Origin of the sequence: Nocardioides daeguensis, assembly GCF_019192965.1 — a bacterium.
GTDB classification, from domain to species: Bacteria; Actinomycetota; Actinomycetes; order Propionibacteriales; family Nocardioidaceae; genus Nocardioides; species Nocardioides daeguensis.
On the sequence record NZ_JAHTKU010000005.1, the window covers coordinates 231960 to 249053 of the forward strand.

Below are 17094 nucleotides of genomic sequence, written 5' to 3' on the forward strand. Positions count from 1 at the left end.
TCAGTTCTCCTCCGTGGTGGCGGCCATGAGCTCGTCGGTCGGGTCGACGACGACGAACCGCTCGTCGGGCCGGCGGGCCAGGTAGGTCAGGTAGTAGACGAGGGCGACGGCGAGGATGCCGCCGGTGATGGCGAGGTCGACACCGGAGGCGCCGACGAGGGCGTAGCCGACCGCGACGACGACCAGCAGCGACGGCAGCGGCCACAGCGGCATCCGCCAGCCGGGGGCGGTGCTCATCCGGCGCACCTTGATCGCGGCGAGCGCCAGGACGACGTACATCGCGGAGATGATCACCGATGTGATGCCCAGCAAGGCCTCGATGTCGACGCCCCAGGCCAGCACCGCGCCGGGGATACCGATCACCAGGGTGGCGACCCACGGGGCGCCGTACCGGGGGCCGAGGAGGCTGAGCGCGCGGTTGACGGCGGGCGGCCAGGCGCGGTCGCGGCCGGAGGCGTAGACCACGCGGCTGTTCTGCAGCACCATCACGATGGCGGCGTTGAGGATGGCGATCGCGATGCCGAGGTTGACCGCGACGGCGGTCGCGTCGCCGCCCCAGGCGCGGACGAACTGCGAGAAGTCGCCGGTCGCCAGCGCGCCGAGGTCGTCGACCGCCAGGACGGTGGTGATGGTCGGGACCAGGATCACCAGGCCGCCGAGGCCGAGGGACCAGAACACCACGCGGGCCACGTTGCGGCGGGGCTCGACGACCTCCTCGGCCAGGTACGCCGCCGTACCGAAGCCGCTGACGACGAACACGCCGACGGTGAGCCCGGAGACGAGCAGGGCCGCGGTGAACGGCTCGATGCCGCCGTCGCCGAGGACGTGGGCGTTGAACAGCTCGCCCGGCCCGCGCTGGATATGGGCGGCGCCGAGGACGGCGACGACGGCCGCCGCGACGATCTCGAGGAGCAGGAAGATGCCGGTCACCAGTGCGTTGGCGCGGATGTCGAGCAGCGCGATACCGGTGGCGACGAGCATGACGACCGCGCCGGTGACGGCCCGGTCGAGGCTGACCAGGTCGGCGAGGTAGTCGGCGGTGCCGAGCGCGATGACCGGTGGGATCACCCAGAGCAGCACGCCGGAGAGGGCGAAGGTCAGCCAGCCGGCGCAGCGGCCGAGGGTGTGGGTGACCATCGCGTACTCGCCGCCGGCGCTGGCCATCCGGGTGCCGAGCTCGGCGTAGCAGGCGCCGACCGCGACCGAGATCAGGATGCCGGCGGCGATCGTGAGGACGACGCCGCTGCCCTGGCTGGCCATCATCTCGGGGACGATGATGAACAGGCTCGAGGCCGGCGTGATGCAGGACAGCACCAGCAGCACGGCGCCGCCCGGCCCCAGCACCCGGGCCAGTCCTCGCCCGTGCTCGGCAGCCTCGACGGGCGCGGCGGCCTGGGCCGCCCCGGCCGCCCTGGTGGTCATCGTTTCGGTCATTCCCGGACTCCTCGGCAGTGCCCCACGACGCGGTTTGAACGTCGTACAAATGTTTGAACGGCATTCAAAGTGACCCACGACACGGTCGCTCGTCAACCCCCTGGACCGGATTTTCTTTCTTCGCGATCGCTCACCAAAGCGAGGCCTCTAGGGTGTGCTGCGTGGCACGCACCCGATCGAACCGGCGCCTGGACCGGCCCCGAGAGCAGGTGCTCGCCGCGACGCTCGAGATGATCGCGGAGCAGGGCCTCGGCAAGGTCACCATCGCCTCGCTGGCCGCACGCCTGGAGACCAGCGGCGGCCACCTGCTCTACTACTTCGGCACCCGCAACGGGCTGTTGCTGGAGACGCTGCGCTGGAGCGAGAGCCAGTACGCCGAGCAGCGGGCCCCGCTGCTCGAGCAGGCCGCCAACGGGACGGGCGACCTCGGCACCGTCCTCGAGTTCGCCGGCGTCTTCCTCCCCGTCGACGAGCGCGACCCGCGCTGGATGCTGTGGCTCGAGCTCTGGGCGCGCGCGCCGTACGACGCCGAGCTGGCCGCCGCTCAGCGCGAGCTCGACGACCACTGGCACGAGGACCTGGTCACCGTGCTCCGCGCGTGCCTGCCTCAGGTCACCGACCCGGAGGGCCTCTCGGCCCGGCTGCGGGCGATGTGGGACGGCTTCGCGATCGGGATCGTCAACGGCGGCGGCACCACGCAGCGCGAGGCCGCGATCGGACACACCCGCGCGGCCCTGGCGCCCTGACGATGATCCGCGAGCACCCCGTCTTGACCACCGCGGCCGCCGCATTGGCCGGCCTCACGCTGGGCGTGGCGGTGACCTCCGGCGTGTCCGCGCTGCGAGAGGAGATCGACTCCGACCTCTTCCGCGGATCGGATCCCGGCGCGGCCCGGTGGGACTGCGACGACGCCGAGGCGGTGGCCGTCGCCACGCTCGACGACGGGATCGTGCACGTGCTTCTGGTGCTCACCGACGAGCGGCGGCGATCGTGGGTGCTGAAGCGGTCGCCCTACCACCCGCGCACGGTCCTGGAGCCGCGCGACGACGGGACCTACCCCGTCATACGGGTCGCCGACGGCGACACCGATGGCGGATTCACGCGTCGGGTGTCACTGAGAGCGGACGGTGCCGACGCGTGGTGCACCGGGACCGTGTCGCTGGTCGAGGCGCCGGACATCGACTGATCCGCGGTGGTGCGCACCGGCGCGTCGACCGCCCACCGGACACCACCACTACTGCGGTCCGCTCAGAACCAGCAGGACCGTCGCTGGCCGCCGTTGGAGTACTTGCAGGTGTCGGGGGCGAACTCCGGCCAGCATGAAGGTTCCCGCGGCGCTCTCCCTCCGGACGTCGTACCGGCCGGCGAGACATCCCGACACAGAACTGTCACCGATGTCCTGAGACATCACAAGGAACTCGCTCCCCGAGACTCTTGACTCGAACACACGTTCGAGTAGACTGAGCGCATGTCTTCTCTCGGGGCGCTCGACCAGGCCACAGCCGTGGCCGAGCGTGCCGCGGAGCTGGCCGGTGAGGACTGGGACGTGCTCGCCGGTCCGGACGCGGTGGCGGGCGTGGAGGCGATCACCGCCGCCCGTTCGTTTCTCGATGCCGCCCTGTTGCGGGGCATCGCACGTGTCGAGGCCACCGACGCGGTGCGTGGCCTCGGGTGGGCGACGGTCAAGGACTTCTTGACCCACCTCACCGGTGGCCACAAGGGCAGCGGTGGTGGGCTGGTCCGGGCGGTGGAGCAGCTGCGGGACCTGCCCGAGGTCCAGACCGCCCTCGAGGCCGGCCGGGTCACCCTGCCCCAGGCCCGCGCGATCGCGTCCAAGGTGCACACCCTGCCCCGGGTGCCGCAGTTCCGAACCGCGGTCGCCGAGGCGATGCTGGACCTGGTCGACACCCACGGCCACGACGCGTCCGGCCTGCAGACCGCGTTCAGCGACGTGGTGCGCGACCTCGACCCCGACAGCGCGATCGTCGACGCCGAGAAGGAACGCGTGAAGGCCGAACGGGCTGCCCACCACGCCCGGCACCTGTCCTTCGCCGAGGACGGCCACGGCGGAGTGCGCCTCAAGGGCTACGGCACCGTCGAAGACGCGGAGAGGATCAAGGCCACCCTGCACCCCCTCGCCGCACCGGTCACCACCGAACCCGGTGCCTGTGGCGGGGTGAGCCGGCGGCCGGGTGAGGCGATGTTCGACGAGAACGGTGTCGCCACCAGCGCACCCTGTCTGACCCCGGAGTGTGGGCATGATGGCCGCGACCCGCGTCAGGCCGGGGCCCGGTTGTGGGACGCGCTGGTTGATGCGTGTGACCGGCTCGCCGCCACCGACGAGCTTCCTCGTGACCACGGGTCGAAGCCGCGGGTGGTGGTCCTCATCGACCAGGACAGCTTGAAGCAGCAGGTGATCGATGCCGGTCTGGCCCGCACCGGGCACACCCCGACCGGTGCCCGGTTCTCCGCGAGTGCGGTACGACGGCTGGCGTGTGATGCCGAGATCATCCCGAGCGTCCTCGGTGCCGAAGGCCAAGTTCTCGACGTGGGCCGGGCCCAACGTCTGGTGACCGCCGCGATCTGGATGGCGTTGGTCGTCCGGGACCGGCACTGTGCCTTCCCGGGCTGTACCCGGATGCCGTTGGCCTGCGATGCCCACCACGTCGTGCATTGGGCCGACGGCGGCGCCACCAGCCTCGACAACCTCGTCATGCTCTGCCGTCACCACCACGTCCTGGTCCACCAGACGCCGTGGGCCGTCCACATCGACCCCGACACCCGACAACCCGTGTGGACCCCACCACCCAGACACACCCTCGACAGCCTCCGCGGGAGGGCGACCTACCGACCCGCCCGACCACGCGCCGCCTGACCTCGCCCCCGGTGTCACCCGGCGGGCTCCGGCGCTCGAGCCTGCCGCAAACCGAACGACAAGACGTGGGTGCGCCGCAAGAATCGCGGCGTGGACGGATACCCCTCACTGCACGTGTCGCTCAGCAACCCGGAGGGACCGGCGTCGACGGACCTTCCTCTCCTCCTGCACCGAGTCGCGGACACGATCGAGGAGCTGGGCCTCACGCATGACGAGATCCTCGACCTCGTGATCTCGGGCGACGAGATCACCGAGTACGGGAGCTGGTGGAACGCGACCTTGTACTGGTCGCCCCGCGACCCCGACGGCCCGACGTGGACTTCGACGCTGTTGAAGTCCTGAGCGTCCGGTCGACGGTCGTCGTCATGTGGCGGTGGACGACTTGCTGTCGAGGCAGCGTTCAGGACGCCTCCGCACCGCTCCCTCTCACCCGAACCGGGTCCACTGCTCCAGCACCACGAGCGTCTTCGTGCTGGCGACGGCCCGGCCCGAGCGCAGTAGGCCGACCACGCGGCGCAGGTCCTCGACCCCGTCGACCCGGATCCGCACCAGCGCGTCCGGGTCGCCGGCGAGGGTGAAGACCTCCTCGACCTCGGGGACCTGCGCGACGAACTCCATGATCTGGGCGAGGTCCAGGTCGTCCCCGAAGTGGAGCTCGGTCATCGCCTCGATGCCGGTGGCGATCCGGCCGTGGTTGATCTTGACCGTGTAGCGCTCGATCACGCCCTGCTTCTCCAGTCGCGCGATCCGGCGCTGCACCGGCGCGACCGTCAGCCCGACCGCCGTCGCGATCTCCCGCAGCGGGCGGCGGGCGTTCTCCCGCAGCAGGTCGAGGATCGCACGGTCGGTGGCGTCGAGGACGGCAGCATCGCTCACGCAACAGAACCTACTCCCTACTGCGCAACCTTTGCGCCAATACGCGACTCAGCACCATCACGATTGCCGATCGACGCCAAAGCGAGCGACAAGTCTTGTGACCCGGCCCACCAGGCCCCAGGCTCGTGCGCATGACCCTCACCGCGGCTCCCGCCGACCCCGTCGACCTGGTCTTCGAGCGCACCGACGAGCTCGCGTCCGCCGGCCACGAGCAGGTGGTCTTCTGCCGTGACCGGGCCACGGGCCTGCACGCGATCATCGCGATCCACGACACCCGCCTCGGCCCGGCCCTCGGCGGCACCCGGTTCTACCCGTACGCCAGCGAGGCCGAGGCGCTCACCGACGTGCTGCGCCTCTCCCAGGGGATGACCCACAAGGCGGCCGCGGCCGGGCTCGCGCTCGGCGGCGGCAAGGCCGTCATCATCGGCGACCCGGCCACGACCAAGACGCCCGCGCTGATGGCGGCCTACGGCCGGTTCGTGGACACGCTCTCCGGGCGCTACTTCACCGCCGCCGACGTGGGTACGACGGCGCAGGACCTCGACGCGGTCGCCACCGCCACGCGGTACGTCGTCGGCCACAACGGCGGCTCGGGCGACAGCGGCTTCTCCACCGCCTACGGCGTGTTCAGCGCGATGCGGGCGACCGCCGAGCACCGCTGGGGCCCCGACGGCCTGCGCGGCAGGACGGTCGGTGTCGAGGGCATCGGCAAGGTCGGCACCCACCTGGTCGCGCTGCTCCTCGAGGAGGGCGCCGAGGTCGTCGTGTCCGACGCCTCGCAGGCCGCACTGGCCCGCGTGGTCGAGCAGCACCCCGGCCTCACCACGCGCGCCAGCGTGCTCGACGCCCCCGTCGACGTCTACGCGCCGTGCGCCCTGGGCGCGACGCTCACCCCGTCCTCGGTCGAGGCGATCCGCGCGAGCATCGTCTGCGGCGCTGCCAACAACCAGCTCCTGGACTCCTCGGTCGCCCCGCTGCTCCAGCGGCGCGGCATCACCTGGGTCCCCGACTACGTCGCCAACGCCGGCGGGCTGATCCAGGTCGCCGGCGAGATCGGGGACCGCACGCCCGAGGAGGTCCGCGGCGACGTCGCCGCGATCGCCACGACCGTCCGCGCGATCCTCACCCGCTCCGACGACAGCGGCCGGCTGCCCAGCGAGGTCGCCGCGCAGATCGTCACCGAACGCCTCGCCGCGGCGCCCGCTCGCGGCACCACCACCGAAGGGGTACGCCGATGACCGAGCTGCTCGCCCGACCGGCCGGCGAGCCGGCCGCTCCGTACGACCTCGACGACCGGTTCCGGGTCGACGCCCCACCGACGCTGCTCACCGGCGTGCAGGCCATCGCCCGCCTCCTCGTCGAGCACCGCGCGCTCGACCGCCGCCGCGGCCTCAAGACCGCCTCCTTCGTGTCCGGCTACCAGGGCAGCCCGCTCGGCGGCCTCGACCGGATGCTCGCCGGCATGCAGGACGTGCTCGACGAGAACGACATCCGCTTCGTCCCGGGCCTCAACGAGGAGCTCGCCGCCACCGCCGTGTGGGGCAGCCAGCTCGACCTGCCGCTCGGCACCAGCAAGTACGACGGCGTGACCGGCTTCTGGTACGGCAAGGGCCCCGGCGTGGACCGGGCGACCGACGCCCTGCGCCACGCCAACATGTACGGCGTCAACCGCCGCGGCGGCGCCGTGCTGCTCGTCGGCGACGACCCGGCGTCCAAGTCCTCGACGGTGCCGGCCGTCAGCGAGCGGTCGCTGGCCGCGCTCGGCATCCCGGTGCTGTTCCCGCGCAGCTCCACCGAGATCGTCACCCTCGGCCTGCACGCGATCGAGATGTCGCGGGCCAGCGGCTGCGTGGTCGCGCTCAAGATCGTCGCCGACGTCGCCGACGGCGCGTGGGTCGTCGACAGCGCCGACCTCGACCTGACGCCGGTCACGCCTGCGATCGACTGGAACGGTCACCCCTACGCCTACACGCAGAGCCCGATCGTGCTGCGCCCGGCGATGATCGTCGGCGCCGAGGCGGAGCTCGTCGGCCCGCGCACGGCGCTGGTCCACGAGTACTCCGCCCGCAACGGCCTCAACGTGGTCGAGGTCGACGCCCCCGGGGCCCGCCTCGGCCTGGTCGCGTCCGGCAGCTGCTACGACTCGCTGCGCCAGGCGCTCACGGACCTCGGCGTCACCGACGAGGCGCTCACGGAGGCCGGCGTCCGGGTGCTGCGGATGGGCATGATGAGCCCGGTCGAGCCCGAGGCCGTGCTCCGCTTCGCCGAGGGCCTCGAGGAGATCGTGGTCGTCGAGGACAAGACCTCCTTCATGGAGATGCAGGTCCGCGACCTGCTCTACGGCACCGAGAACGCCCCGCGGATCCTCGGCAAGCGGGACGCGTCGGGCCGGCTGCTGATCCCCGCCGACGGCGAGCTCACCGCCGGTCGGCTGCTCGCACCGCTGCGCCACGCCCTCGAGGGCTGGCTGACGGTGGCCCCGCCCCAGCGCCCGCGCACGTCGCTGCCGCTGCTTCCGGTCAACCGGTCGGCGTACTTCTGCTCGGGCTGCCCCCACAACCGCTCCACCGTGGTGCCCGAGGGCTCCATGGGCGGCGGCGGGATCGGCTGCCACGTGATGGTGACCATCTCCGACCGTCCGGAGAGCGCCGTCACCGGCGTGACCCAGATGGGCGGCGAGGGCGCCCAGTGGATCGGGCAGGCGTGGTTCACCGACGCCGGCCACATCTTCCAGAACGTCGGCGACGGCACCTTCTTCCACTCCGCGCAGCTCGCGGTGCAGGCCTGCATCGCCGCCGGGGTGAACATCACCTACAAGCTGCTCTACAACGAGGTCGTCGCCATGACCGGCGCCCAGGACGCCGAGGGCGCTCTGTCCGTCGCGCAGCTGACCCACAAGCTGCGCACCGAGGGCGTCGCGAAGATCGTCGTGTGTGCCGACGACCCGGGCCGCCACCGCCGCCGCGACCTCGCGGCCGGCACCCTGCTGTGGCACCGCGACCGCCTCGACGAGGCCCAGCTGCTGCTGCGCGAGACCCCCGGCGTCACCGTGCTGATCTACGACCAGCACTGCGCCGCCGACGCCCGCCGCCAGCGCAAGCGGGGCGCCCTGCCCGCCCGCACCCAGCGCGTCGTGATCAACGAGGCCGTGTGCGAGGGCTGCGGCGACTGCGGCGCGAAGAGCAACTGCCTGTCGGTGCAGCCCGTGGAGACCGAGTACGGCCGCAAGACCCGCATCGAGCAGACCTCCTGCAACACCGACTACAGCTGCCTCGACGGCGACTGCCCTTCCTTCGTCACCGTGGAGACCGCGCCGCGCAAGCGCCGCAAGACACCCAAGGCGGCGAAGGCGGCGAAGGTCAAGCGCTCGTACCCGACCCCGCCGTCGGTCGTCGCGAGCACGGCGGACCAGCCGGTCACCGCGACCCAGAACGTGTTCATGGCCGGCATCGGCGGCACCGGCATCGTGACCGTCAACCAGGTGCTGGCCACGGCCGCGCTGCGCGCCGGGTACGCCGTCGAGTCGCTCGACCAGACCGGCCTGAGCCAGAAGGCGGGGCCGGTCACCGGGCACCTGCGCTTCGCCGCCGGCGACCTCGAGCCGGCCAACCGGCTCACCCCCGGGTCGGCCGACTGCCTCCTCGGCTTCGACCTGCTCACCCTCGCCGAGGACCGCAACCTGGCGTACGGCGACCCGGCCGTGACCCGCGCTGTGGTCTCGACCAGCCGCACCGCCACCGGTGCGATGGTCCACGACCCGACGGTGCAGCACCCCGACGAGGCCGGGCTGCTGGACCGGGTCCGCACCGCCAGCGTCGAGCTGTTCGACTTCGACGCGCTCGAGGCGGCGGACCGGATCTTCGGCAACACGGTCGCCGCGAACTTCCTGCTCGTCGGCGCCGCGCACCAGACCGGCGCGCTGCGGCTGCCCGCTGCGGCGATCGAGGAGGCCATCGAGATCAACGGCACCGCGGTCGCGGCCAACATCGCCGCCTTCCGCTGGGGTCGCGTGGCCGTCACCGACCCCGCCGCCTTCCGCGCGGCCGGGGCCGCGGCTGCCCCGGCGGCCCCGACGGCTCCGGTCCGCGAGGTCCCGGTGCCCGCCTCCGTGGCGGCCGCCGGCCTCGAGGGCGAGCTGCTGCGCCTGGTCTCGACGCGGGCCGCCAACCTGGTCGCCTACCAGGACGAGAGGCTCGCCGACGCCTACGTCGCCCTGGTCGCCCAGGTCGCCGCCGCCGAGCGGGCCGTCACCACGGACACCCGGTTCAGCGAGGCCGTGGCGCGCAACCTGTTCAAGCTGACGGCGTACAAGGACGAGTACGAGGTCGCCCGGCTCCTCACCGACCCGGCCTTCCTCGCCTCGACCGGCGACGCCTTCCCCGGCGGCACGATCGCGTTCAAGCTGCACCCGCCGGTGCTGCGGGCGATGGGCCGCAAGTCGAAGATCTCGTTCGGCCCGAAGTCGCACGGCTCGCTGCGCGCCCTGGCCCGGATGAAGTCGCTGCGCGGCACCCGCGCGGACGTCTTCGGCTACGCCCACCTGCGCAAGGTGGAGCGCGACCTGCGCGACCACTACCGCGCGCTGGTCGCCGACCTCGCGACCGACCTGGCCGACCCGGCGTCGTACGACCGGGCGGTGCGGATCGCCGAGCTGCCCGACCTGGTCCGTGGCTACGAGACGGTCAAGCTGCGCAACGTCGAGGAGTACGCCGCCGCGCTCCGCGAGCTCGGCGTCACGCCGCCGGCGTCGATCGGCTGAGGCAGCCGCGCCGCTGCCGACCACGCGACGAGGCCCCCACCGGATGGCGGGGGCCTCGTCGTCTGCTCTGCTCGATGAGCGCTACTTGATCCTCACCTTGGCCGTCTTGAGCACCACGGTCGTGTAGCCGGGCAGGGTCCAGGCCACGACGGCGCGGACCTTGGTGCCGCGGTACAGCGCGGTGTCCAGCTTCAGCGTCTTCTTCGTGGCGCCCGGGACCGGCTTCTTGCCGACCAGCCACTGCACCGTGACGGTGGCGCCCGCCGGCACGACCGTCGGGAGGACGACCTTGAGCCTCTTGCCGACCTTGGCCTTGCCGGCCAGGGACACCGTGCCGCTCACCTTCAGCTTGCCGGCGGCGACCGGTGCCGTCGGCACCGTGAGCACGGCCCGGTCGGCATAGCCGGCCTTGTGGGCCGTCACCTCGACCACGAGCGCCCACCCGACGGCGCCCGGCGGGACCACCAGGGTCTTGCCGGTGCCGATCGGGGTGGTGGAGCCGAACTGGAACCACCGGTAGGTGAAGCGGTCCGGCTTGTCCGTCCAGGTGCCGTCCTGGGCCGTGACCGTCTCCCCGACCCGGGCGGTGCCGGTGAGGGAAGGACGGACGGTGAACGCCTGGGTGGCCGGGGGGATGACCGCACCCGTGTGCTCGGAGTCCGCCGAGCTCTCGGCGTACCCGGGCACCGACGCGGTCACGGTGACCCACAGCTTCTTGCCGTCGGCTGCGGCCGGGACGACCAGCTCCTTGCCGGTGCCGATCGGGTCGTCGGAGTCGGCCCGGAACCAGACGTAGGTGAAGCCGTCCGGCGCGGGAGCAGGCGTCCAGGTGCCCGGGTCGGCCGTGACGGTCCTGCCCACCTGGGCCGTGCCGACCACCGTCGGGGGCGCGGTGTTGACCAGGTCGCCCAGGGCGACCGCACCCGACGGCGCCGAGCCGGCGACGCCGTCCTCGTAGCCCGCCGCCTTCGCGGTGACCTCGACCGTGAGCAGCTTGCCGGCGGCACCCGCCGGGACGACGAGCTCCTTGCCGGTGCCGATCGGGGTCGCCGTACCGGCCTGGAACCACCGGTAGGTGTAGCTGTCCGGGGTGACCGACCAGGTGCCGTTGCCGGCGGTGACGGTCTTCGCGACCTTGACCTCGCCGGTGATGCTCGGGGCGGCCGTGTTCGCCAGGTCGCCGGGTGCGACCGCGGCCGTCGGCTCCGAGGTCGCGGACGCGACCTGGTAGCCGACCTTGACCCCGGTGACCTTCACCGTCAGCTTCTTGCCCAGGGCACCGACCGGGACGACCAGGTTCTTCGTCGTGCCGATCGGCTCGGTCGTGCCGGCCTGGTACCACTGGTAGGCGTAGGTGCCCGGCGTCGGGGACCAGGCGCCCTCGACCGCCGTGAGCGTGGCGCCGACCTTGGCCTCACCCGTGATCGCCGGGGTCGGCGGGGTCGCGAAGCTGCCGGCGTCGACCGCCGCGGACGGGTCCGAGGTGGCCGTGCTGTCGTGGTGGCCCAGCTTGACCGCGGTGACCTCGACGGTGAGGGTCTTGCCCCACGCGCTGGTCGGGATCTCCAGCTGCTCGCCCGTGCCGATCGGCTCGGCCGTGCCGGCCTGGAACCAGCGGTAGGTGTAGCTGTCCGGGGTGTCGGACCAGGTGCCCTCGACCGCGCTGACCGTGCCGCCGACCACGAGGTCGCCGGAGATCGTCGGCTTGACCGTGTTGGCCAGGCCGGCCGGGGTGACCGCCGCGGTCGGGTCCGAGGTGGCGACACCGCTGGTGTGGCCGGCCTTGGTCGCGGTGACCTTCACGCTCAGCGTCTTGCCGACCGCACCGGCCGGGACGACGAGCGTCCTGCTGGTGCCGATCGGGGTCGCCGTACCGGCCTGGAACCACTCGTAGGTGTAGGCGTCGGGGGTCGCCGACCAGGTGCCCTCGAGCGCGGTGACCGTGCTGCCCACCGCGACCGCGCCGGAGACCGTCGGCTTGGCCGTGCTGGTGAGCACGCCCTGCGCCACGGCGGCCGACGGGAGCGAGGTGGCGACGCCGTCGGCGTACCCGGCCTTCGTGGCCGTGACCTCGAGCGTGAGCTGCTTGCCCAGGGCGCCGGCCGGGACCACGAGGTCCTGATCGGTACCGATCGGGTCGGTCGTGCCGGACTGGAACCACCGGTAGGTGAAGGCGTCCGGCGTCGCGGACCAGGTGCCCGTGTCGGCGGTGATCGTCTCGCCGACCTTCGGGTCCGCGTCCGGGATCGTCGGGGCCTCGGCGTTGACGAGCGTGAGACCGAGCTCCGCGTCGATGTGCGTCTGGTCCGCGCCGGCGACGACGACCGTGTCCGCACCCGCGAGGGTGAGGCTGTCGTCGTAGTACTCGTCGGTGAACGCGCCGTCCCACGAGCTGAAGCCCACGCGGAAGCTGCCGTCCGGGACGAGGACGGCGTAGCTGCCGTCCTCGTCGGACCAGGTGCCGTCGACCGGCGTCCAGTCGCCGCCGTCCTCGGCGTACACCGAGACGCTGGCGTCGGCGACGGGCACGTCGGCGTTGTCGGTGAGGGTGCCGGTGATCAGCGACCCCTCGGCCAGCGCGGCGTCGATGTCCGGCGTGGTGGTGTCGGGGCCGGCGACGGCGACCGCCGTACCGGCGTCGGGCGTCGCCGCATCGTCGTAGAACTCCGGCAGGTAGCGGCAGTCCGCGCCCGAGCAGAGCTCGAAGAAGCCGACCCGGTGGCTGCCCGGAGCCGCGTGCAGCGTGTACTTCCCGGTCTCGTCGGTGGTCGCGAAGCCGACCGGGCTCCAGTAGGTCTCGCCGTCCTCGGTCTCCTCGTCGAAGACGACGACCTGGACGTCGGCGATCGGCGCACCGCCGTCCTCGGCCGTCACGGTGCCGGTGATCTTGCCGTTCTTCGCCAGCGTCCCGTTGCGTCCGGGCAAGGTGAGGGTGCCGCCCAGCGTGACGTCCTTGCCGGTCTCCAGCGTGGCGGCCTCCTGCCAGTACTCGGTCTGGAAGATGTCGGCACAGGGCCACTCGGCGCAGCCCTCGTCGAAGGACAGCCGGTAGGTTCCGGGCGGCGCGGGGAGCGCGTACGCACCGGTCGCATCGGCACTCGCCGAGGCGACCTGGTCCCAGTAGGTGAAGGTCTCGCCGTCGTACACCTCGGTGACCTGCTGCAGCGCCCTGACCCGGGCGCCGGCGATCGGGGCGCCGCCGTCCTGCTCGGTCACCGTTCCGGTGACCCTCGGGTTGCGCGTGAGCGCGGCGTTGACGTTGCCGACCGCGCCGCTGTTGCCGACGGTGACGTCGTTCGCGGCCTCGACGGTGGCCTTGTCGTCCCAGAACTCGGCGCGGTACTCCTGGCTGCACTCGCCGTCGGCCGAGCAGGGACCCTCGAAGCCGATCCGGTAGGCGCCGGGTGCCAGGTAGAGCTCGTAGCTGCCGGTGCCGTCAGCCGTGGCGGCGTGGCCCGGCTCCCAGGACGAGTCCGCGCCGTCCTGGACCAGTTGGTAGGCCGTCACCTGGGCGCCGCCGATGCCGGTCGCGGAGTCGGTCACGCTCACCTTGCCGGTGACCTTGGCGTTCGGCACCAGCTTGGCGTTGACCTGGCTGCGTCCCGACGCGCCGACCACCAGGTCGGTGGCGTTCTCGACGCTCGCCGCGTTGGCGTAGTAGACCTCGCGGAGGTGGTTGTCGGCGGTCGAGAAGCCCACCCGGTAGGTGCCCGGCTCGGCCCACAACGTGTAGCTGCCGTTGGCGGCCGTGGTCGTCTCGTTGACGCAGTACCAGCCGCTCCAGTCCTCGTCGGCGAACTGCTGGTAGAGGCACACGTCGACGCCCGCGACGCCCGTGGCGAGCAGACCCTGCGTGGCCTTGCCGGTGATCGCGGCGTTCGGCTGCATCGCGAGGTCGACGTCGGTGGCGGGCGGCTCGATGCCGGTCGCGTTGACCTCGTCGGTGCCGCCGACGAAGGTGGCGGCGTACCGGTTGTCGTCACTGAACGCGCCCACGTGGTAGCTGCCACCCAGCGAGGCGGGCAGGGTGTCGAACGCGTAGGCACCGCCCGTGCCGCTCGTCGTGTCCTGGCACCAGTACCAGTCGCCGTCCTCGTTGCAGTAGAGGACGACGGTCATGCCGGCGAGGGGCGTTCCGGCGCCCGCCGCGGTGACCTTGCCGCTGATGCCGGTCGTCGCCGCCTGCGCGACCGGTGCGGTCGCGGTGGTCAACGCGACGAGCCCCACCAGGGCCAGGGCGGTGGTCAGCACCGCGGTGAGCAGGCGAACCACCGGTCCACGGGCGTGCGTACGCATCAATCGACTCCCCATAAGTCGTCAGCGCCGCACGTCCCGGAGACATACGGCTGCTGGCCGGAGGCTAACCAGCGCAGGAGGTCCGTGTCCGGCGTTCCGCGGAAATCTTCAGAGCGGTCTCAAAACCGTGCCGTACGGCGCAGGCTCACCAGGTGCGCGTGGGCGGCACGACGTCGCGGCAGTCGATCTCGGCGCTGCTGATCCGGTCGACCCGCCAGCCGGCCGGGGCCGACACCAGCCGGAAGGTCACGCCGGCCACCGCCCGCGAGCGGGTACGACGGACCGTGCGCGACTCCTGGGTCCACCCGGACACCAGCACGCACGCCTCGACGTCGCGGTGGGTGTCGTCGACGGGACGCGCGCCCAGCGGCGCGACCGGGAGCGGACCCGGGAAGTACCGGCCCCACTCGGCTCCCGCATGCCGCTCCATCCAGTCCCGCACCGCGGGCGCCGTCGCGTCGGTCGCGCCGGCGAAGGTGCGGTCGCCCTTGTTGACCGCCCGGGCGTACGCCGCGGCCCAGGCGTCGATCGCCCGCCCCGGTGCGCTGGCGAGCAGCTCGGCGTCGGCCGTCGGGGGCGGTGCGGTCCGCGACGGGGTCGCTGCCGTCGTACCGGGCTGTGCCGCATCGTCGCCATCGCCCGAGCCACCGCCCGAGGAGCAGCCGGCAGTGAGCAGGAGCAGGGTCGCCGCGGCGAGGGCGGCGGGCCGGCGGAGCAAGAGCATGGGGCGCATTATGGCGCTGCCGCCGCTGCGACACTCCGGTTCCGACGCCGCCTGCTTCCCGCGGGCCGCCCCGGTCCCGCCGTCCCGGCTCTCGGCCGGGCGCCGCGCTCACGGTTCAGGAGCGCGCCGCCTCGAGGATCTGCGACAGCTCGGCCACCACGTCATCGAGCGCGTCCGCGTTGGACGACGCGCGGCACAGTCCGATCGCTCCCTCGACCGAGGCGATGACGGTGCGCGCGAGCCGCGGTGCGCGCTCCTCGGGGACCCCGGATGCCACCAGCGCCCCGGCGAGGGCACGATTCCAGTCGTCGAACACGTCCCGGGCAGCCTGCCGCGGCCCGGGCTCGGTCGCCGAGGCGGCGGCGAGCACGGAGCATCCCGCCTCGTAGCCACTGCGAGTCAGGACCGAGCGCCACATCTCGGCGAACGCCTGCAGCACGCCGACCGGGCCGGTCGCCGGGGTGTTGTCGATCAGCGCCACGACCTGGGCCCCCTCGAGGCGTACCGCCTCGTCGACGAGCTGCGCCTTCCCGCCGGGGAAGTAGTGGTAGGTGGAGCCCAGGGGAACCTCGAAGCGCTCCGCGAGCGCCCGCAGGCTCATCGCGTCCACACCACCGTGCCCGATCATCCGGGCAGCGCCGGCCACCATCCGGGCCCGGGCATCGCCGCGTCGCTGTGCACTCACGGCGCCATCGTACTTGCACGTCTATGACGAGTGTCCTAATGTGCTCGCCATGACGCTCTATGACGGTTGTTATAACGACCTCTCGGTCGCCGCCGCGAGCCCGCAGATCGCCGTCGAGCCGGCGCACTTCCTCGCCGACGACGGCCACCAGCTGCGCGGCACCTGGTTCGTGCCGGCCGACGCCCCGATCGGCGCGGTCATCGTCGCTCCGGCGATGGCGACCCGCTCGTCGTACTACACCGCGTTCGCGACCTGGCTGGCCGAGGCGGGCTTCCTCGCGCTGACCTACGACTACCGGGGCATGGGCACGGTCGCCGAGCTGCGTGCGGCCCGCGACACCAGCCTGCTCACCTGGGGCGGCGACGCCGCACGGGCCCTGGAGACCCTGCTCGAGCGGGCCGAGGGCCTGCCGGTCACCTACCTGGGCCACAGCATGGGCGCCCAGCTGCTCCCCTTCGTGCGTCACGACCTGGTCTCGCGGATCGTGATGGTCTCCACCGGCGTGGGCAGCTGGCGGTTCAACCGCCCCCGGATCAAGGTGCCGGCCTGGCTGATGTTCCGAGTCGTCGCACCGGTGACCACCCGACTGGTCGGCTACTACCCCGGTGGAGCGCTGCGGATGACCGGCGACCTCCCGACCGGCGCGATGCGGCAGTGGGCCCGATGGTGCCTGGCTGCGGACTACTTCGCGGTCGACGTACCGGACATCCACGCCCGCTTCGCGGCGATCACGGCGCCCCTCACCTCCGTGCACTTCACCGACGACGAGCTCTTGGCCGAGCCCGCGATGAGCGCGATGGAGGCACTGTTCACCGGCACCGCTGTCGACGTACGCCGCCTGGCCCCCGCCGACCTCGGGGCCGACCGGGTCGGCCACCACGGACTGTTCCGGGCGCGGCTGCGTCCCGCCTGGAACGAGCTGGTCGCCCCGCTGCTCGCCACCTGAGCCCAGCGCCATCCGCGAGCACGGTCGTACGGGCTCGGCCGACGACCTCCTCACGCCCGCGCGCGACAACGGAAGGAACACCATGCAGCAGCACCTGGCCCCGAGGTTCGGCATCGCCATCCTCGTCCTGGCCGCCACCATCGGGCCGTACCCGCCTCCTCCGCACGCCTCCCGCCCCCTTGAACGCGACGACCGCAGGAACGCCATGAAGAACGGCACCGCCACAGCGCCGACATCGAGGACGGCTCCCTGGATGGCCGCGACCTGCGCGACGGTTCGGCGTCCACCCGATCCGGGCCGGGGCACTGCCGCGCCGACCGGCTGGCAGGTCACCTCTGCCACCACCACGGACACCCCCCTACAGGTGACCAGCTGATATGTAGCGGCTTCCTGTCAAGAGGCAGGGTGAGGCGCCCGTCCCCGATGGTGGGGGCGGGCGCCTCTGGTTTCGTTGACGTTGTCGATGGTGAGCGTGTCGTTGGCGACGCGCGGTCAGACT

Annotated in this window: 13 protein-coding genes; 8 read left to right on the top strand and 5 right to left on the bottom strand. The window is 72.4% G+C overall.

The annotated features are described in order from the left end of the window. A complete protein-coding gene (locus KU893_RS05605; protein ID WP_246591951.1) occupies nt 1-1434 on the bottom strand; it encodes an APC family permease in 1434 nt (477 codons plus the stop codon). Nucleotides 1435-1595: 161 nt separating this feature from the next. Here KU893_RS05605 and KU893_RS05610 point away from each other — a divergent pair, with 161 nt between their 5' ends. From KU893_RS05610 to KU893_RS05625, 4 genes are all read left to right on the top strand, one after another. Beyond that, on the top strand, nt 1596-2180 hold the full coding sequence (locus tag KU893_RS05610; RefSeq protein ID WP_218233355.1) for a TetR/AcrR family transcriptional regulator: 585 nt from the start codon (nt 1596-1598) through the stop codon (nt 2178-2180). 23 nt (nt 2181-2203) lie between these two features. Next, entirely contained in the window at nt 2204-2620 is a 417-nt protein-coding gene (locus tag KU893_RS05615; RefSeq protein WP_218233356.1) for a hypothetical protein, read from the top strand. 282 nt (nt 2621-2902) lie between these two features. Further along, nucleotides 2903-4309 (top strand): HNH endonuclease signature motif containing protein, encoded by a 1407-nt coding sequence (locus KU893_RS05620; protein WP_218233357.1) that lies wholly within the window; start codon nt 2903-2905, stop codon nt 4307-4309. 90 nt (nt 4310-4399) lie between these two features. Continuing rightward, nucleotides 4400-4651, top strand: a complete 252-nt coding sequence (locus KU893_RS05625; protein ID WP_218233358.1) for a hypothetical protein — start codon at nt 4400-4402, stop codon at nt 4649-4651. 84 nt (nt 4652-4735) lie between these two features. Here KU893_RS05625 and KU893_RS23495 read toward each other — a convergent pair whose 3' ends face one another. Continuing rightward, on the bottom strand, nt 4736-5185 hold the full coding sequence (locus tag KU893_RS23495) for an Lrp/AsnC family transcriptional regulator (RefSeq protein WP_218233359.1): 450 nt from the start codon (nt 5183-5185) through the stop codon (nt 4736-4738). A gap of 131 nt (nt 5186-5316) precedes the next feature. Between KU893_RS23495 and KU893_RS05635 the strand changes: the two genes are divergently transcribed. Both KU893_RS05635 and KU893_RS05640 read left to right on the top strand, forming a co-directional pair. Further along, nucleotides 5317-6423, top strand: coding sequence for a Glu/Leu/Phe/Val dehydrogenase family protein (locus KU893_RS05635; protein ID WP_218233360.1), 1107 nt, complete (start codon nt 5317-5319; stop codon nt 6421-6423). Further along, nucleotides 6420-9944 carry an indolepyruvate ferredoxin oxidoreductase family protein gene (locus tag KU893_RS05640; RefSeq protein WP_218233361.1) on the top strand — a complete coding sequence of 1175 codons (3525 nt, stop codon included), beginning with the start codon at nt 6420-6422 and terminating at the stop codon, nt 9942-9944. Before KU893_RS05635 ends, KU893_RS05640 begins: the two co-directional genes overlap by 4 nt. A gap of 81 nt (nt 9945-10025) precedes the next feature. Here KU893_RS05640 and KU893_RS05645 read toward each other — a convergent pair whose 3' ends face one another. From KU893_RS05645 to KU893_RS05655, 3 genes are all read right to left on the bottom strand, one after another. Further along, nucleotides 10026-14240, bottom strand: a complete 4215-nt coding sequence (locus KU893_RS05645) for a carboxypeptidase-like regulatory domain-containing protein (RefSeq protein WP_218233362.1) — start codon at nt 14238-14240, stop codon at nt 10026-10028. Nucleotides 14241-14385: 145 nt separating this feature from the next. Continuing rightward, nucleotides 14386-14964, bottom strand: coding sequence for a hypothetical protein (locus KU893_RS05650; protein ID WP_218233363.1), 579 nt, complete (start codon nt 14962-14964; stop codon nt 14386-14388). Nucleotides 14965-15079: 115 nt separating this feature from the next. Next, complete coding sequence (locus tag KU893_RS05655) at nt 15080-15649, bottom strand: TetR/AcrR family transcriptional regulator (protein ID WP_218233364.1); 570 nt, start codon at nt 15647-15649, stop codon at nt 15080-15082. Nucleotides 15650-15698: 49 nt separating this feature from the next. On the opposite strand from KU893_RS05655, the gene KU893_RS05660 reads away from it, so the two are divergent. Beyond that, entirely contained in the window at nt 15699-16595 is an 897-nt protein-coding gene (locus KU893_RS05660) for an alpha/beta hydrolase family protein (protein ID WP_218233365.1), read from the top strand. 82 nt (nt 16596-16677) lie between these two features. After that, nucleotides 16678-16971 (top strand): hypothetical protein, encoded by a 294-nt coding sequence (locus KU893_RS05665; RefSeq protein ID WP_218233366.1) that lies wholly within the window; start codon nt 16678-16680, stop codon nt 16969-16971. Nucleotides 16972-17094: the final 123 nt, after the last annotated feature.

Excerpts from the sequence above, each read along its gene's own strand:
- KU893_RS05605 (WP_246591951.1), bottom strand. The coding sequence starts at position 1,434 with ATGACCGAAACGATGACCACCAGGGCGGCCGGGGCGGCCCAGGCCGCC.
- KU893_RS05620 (WP_218233357.1), top strand. The coding sequence starts at position 2,903 with ATGTCTTCTCTCGGGGCGCTCGACCAGGCCACAGCCGTGGCCGAGCGT.
- KU893_RS05635 (WP_218233360.1), top strand. The coding sequence starts at position 5,317 with ATGACCCTCACCGCGGCTCCCGCCGACCCCGTCGACCTGGTCTTCGAG.
- KU893_RS05640 (WP_218233361.1), top strand. The coding sequence starts at position 6,420 with ATGACCGAGCTGCTCGCCCGACCGGCCGGCGAGCCGGCCGCTCCGTAC.
- KU893_RS05645 (WP_218233362.1), bottom strand. The coding sequence starts at position 14,240 with ATGCGTACGCACGCCCGTGGACCGGTGGTTCGCCTGCTCACCGCGGTG.
- KU893_RS05650 (WP_218233363.1), bottom strand. The coding sequence starts at position 14,964 with ATGCTCTTGCTCCGCCGGCCCGCCGCCCTCGCCGCGGCGACCCTGCTC.
- KU893_RS05660 (WP_218233365.1), top strand. The coding sequence starts at position 15,699 with ATGACGCTCTATGACGGTTGTTATAACGACCTCTCGGTCGCCGCCGCG.
- KU893_RS05665 (WP_218233366.1), top strand. The coding sequence starts at position 16,678 with ATGCAGCAGCACCTGGCCCCGAGGTTCGGCATCGCCATCCTCGTCCTG.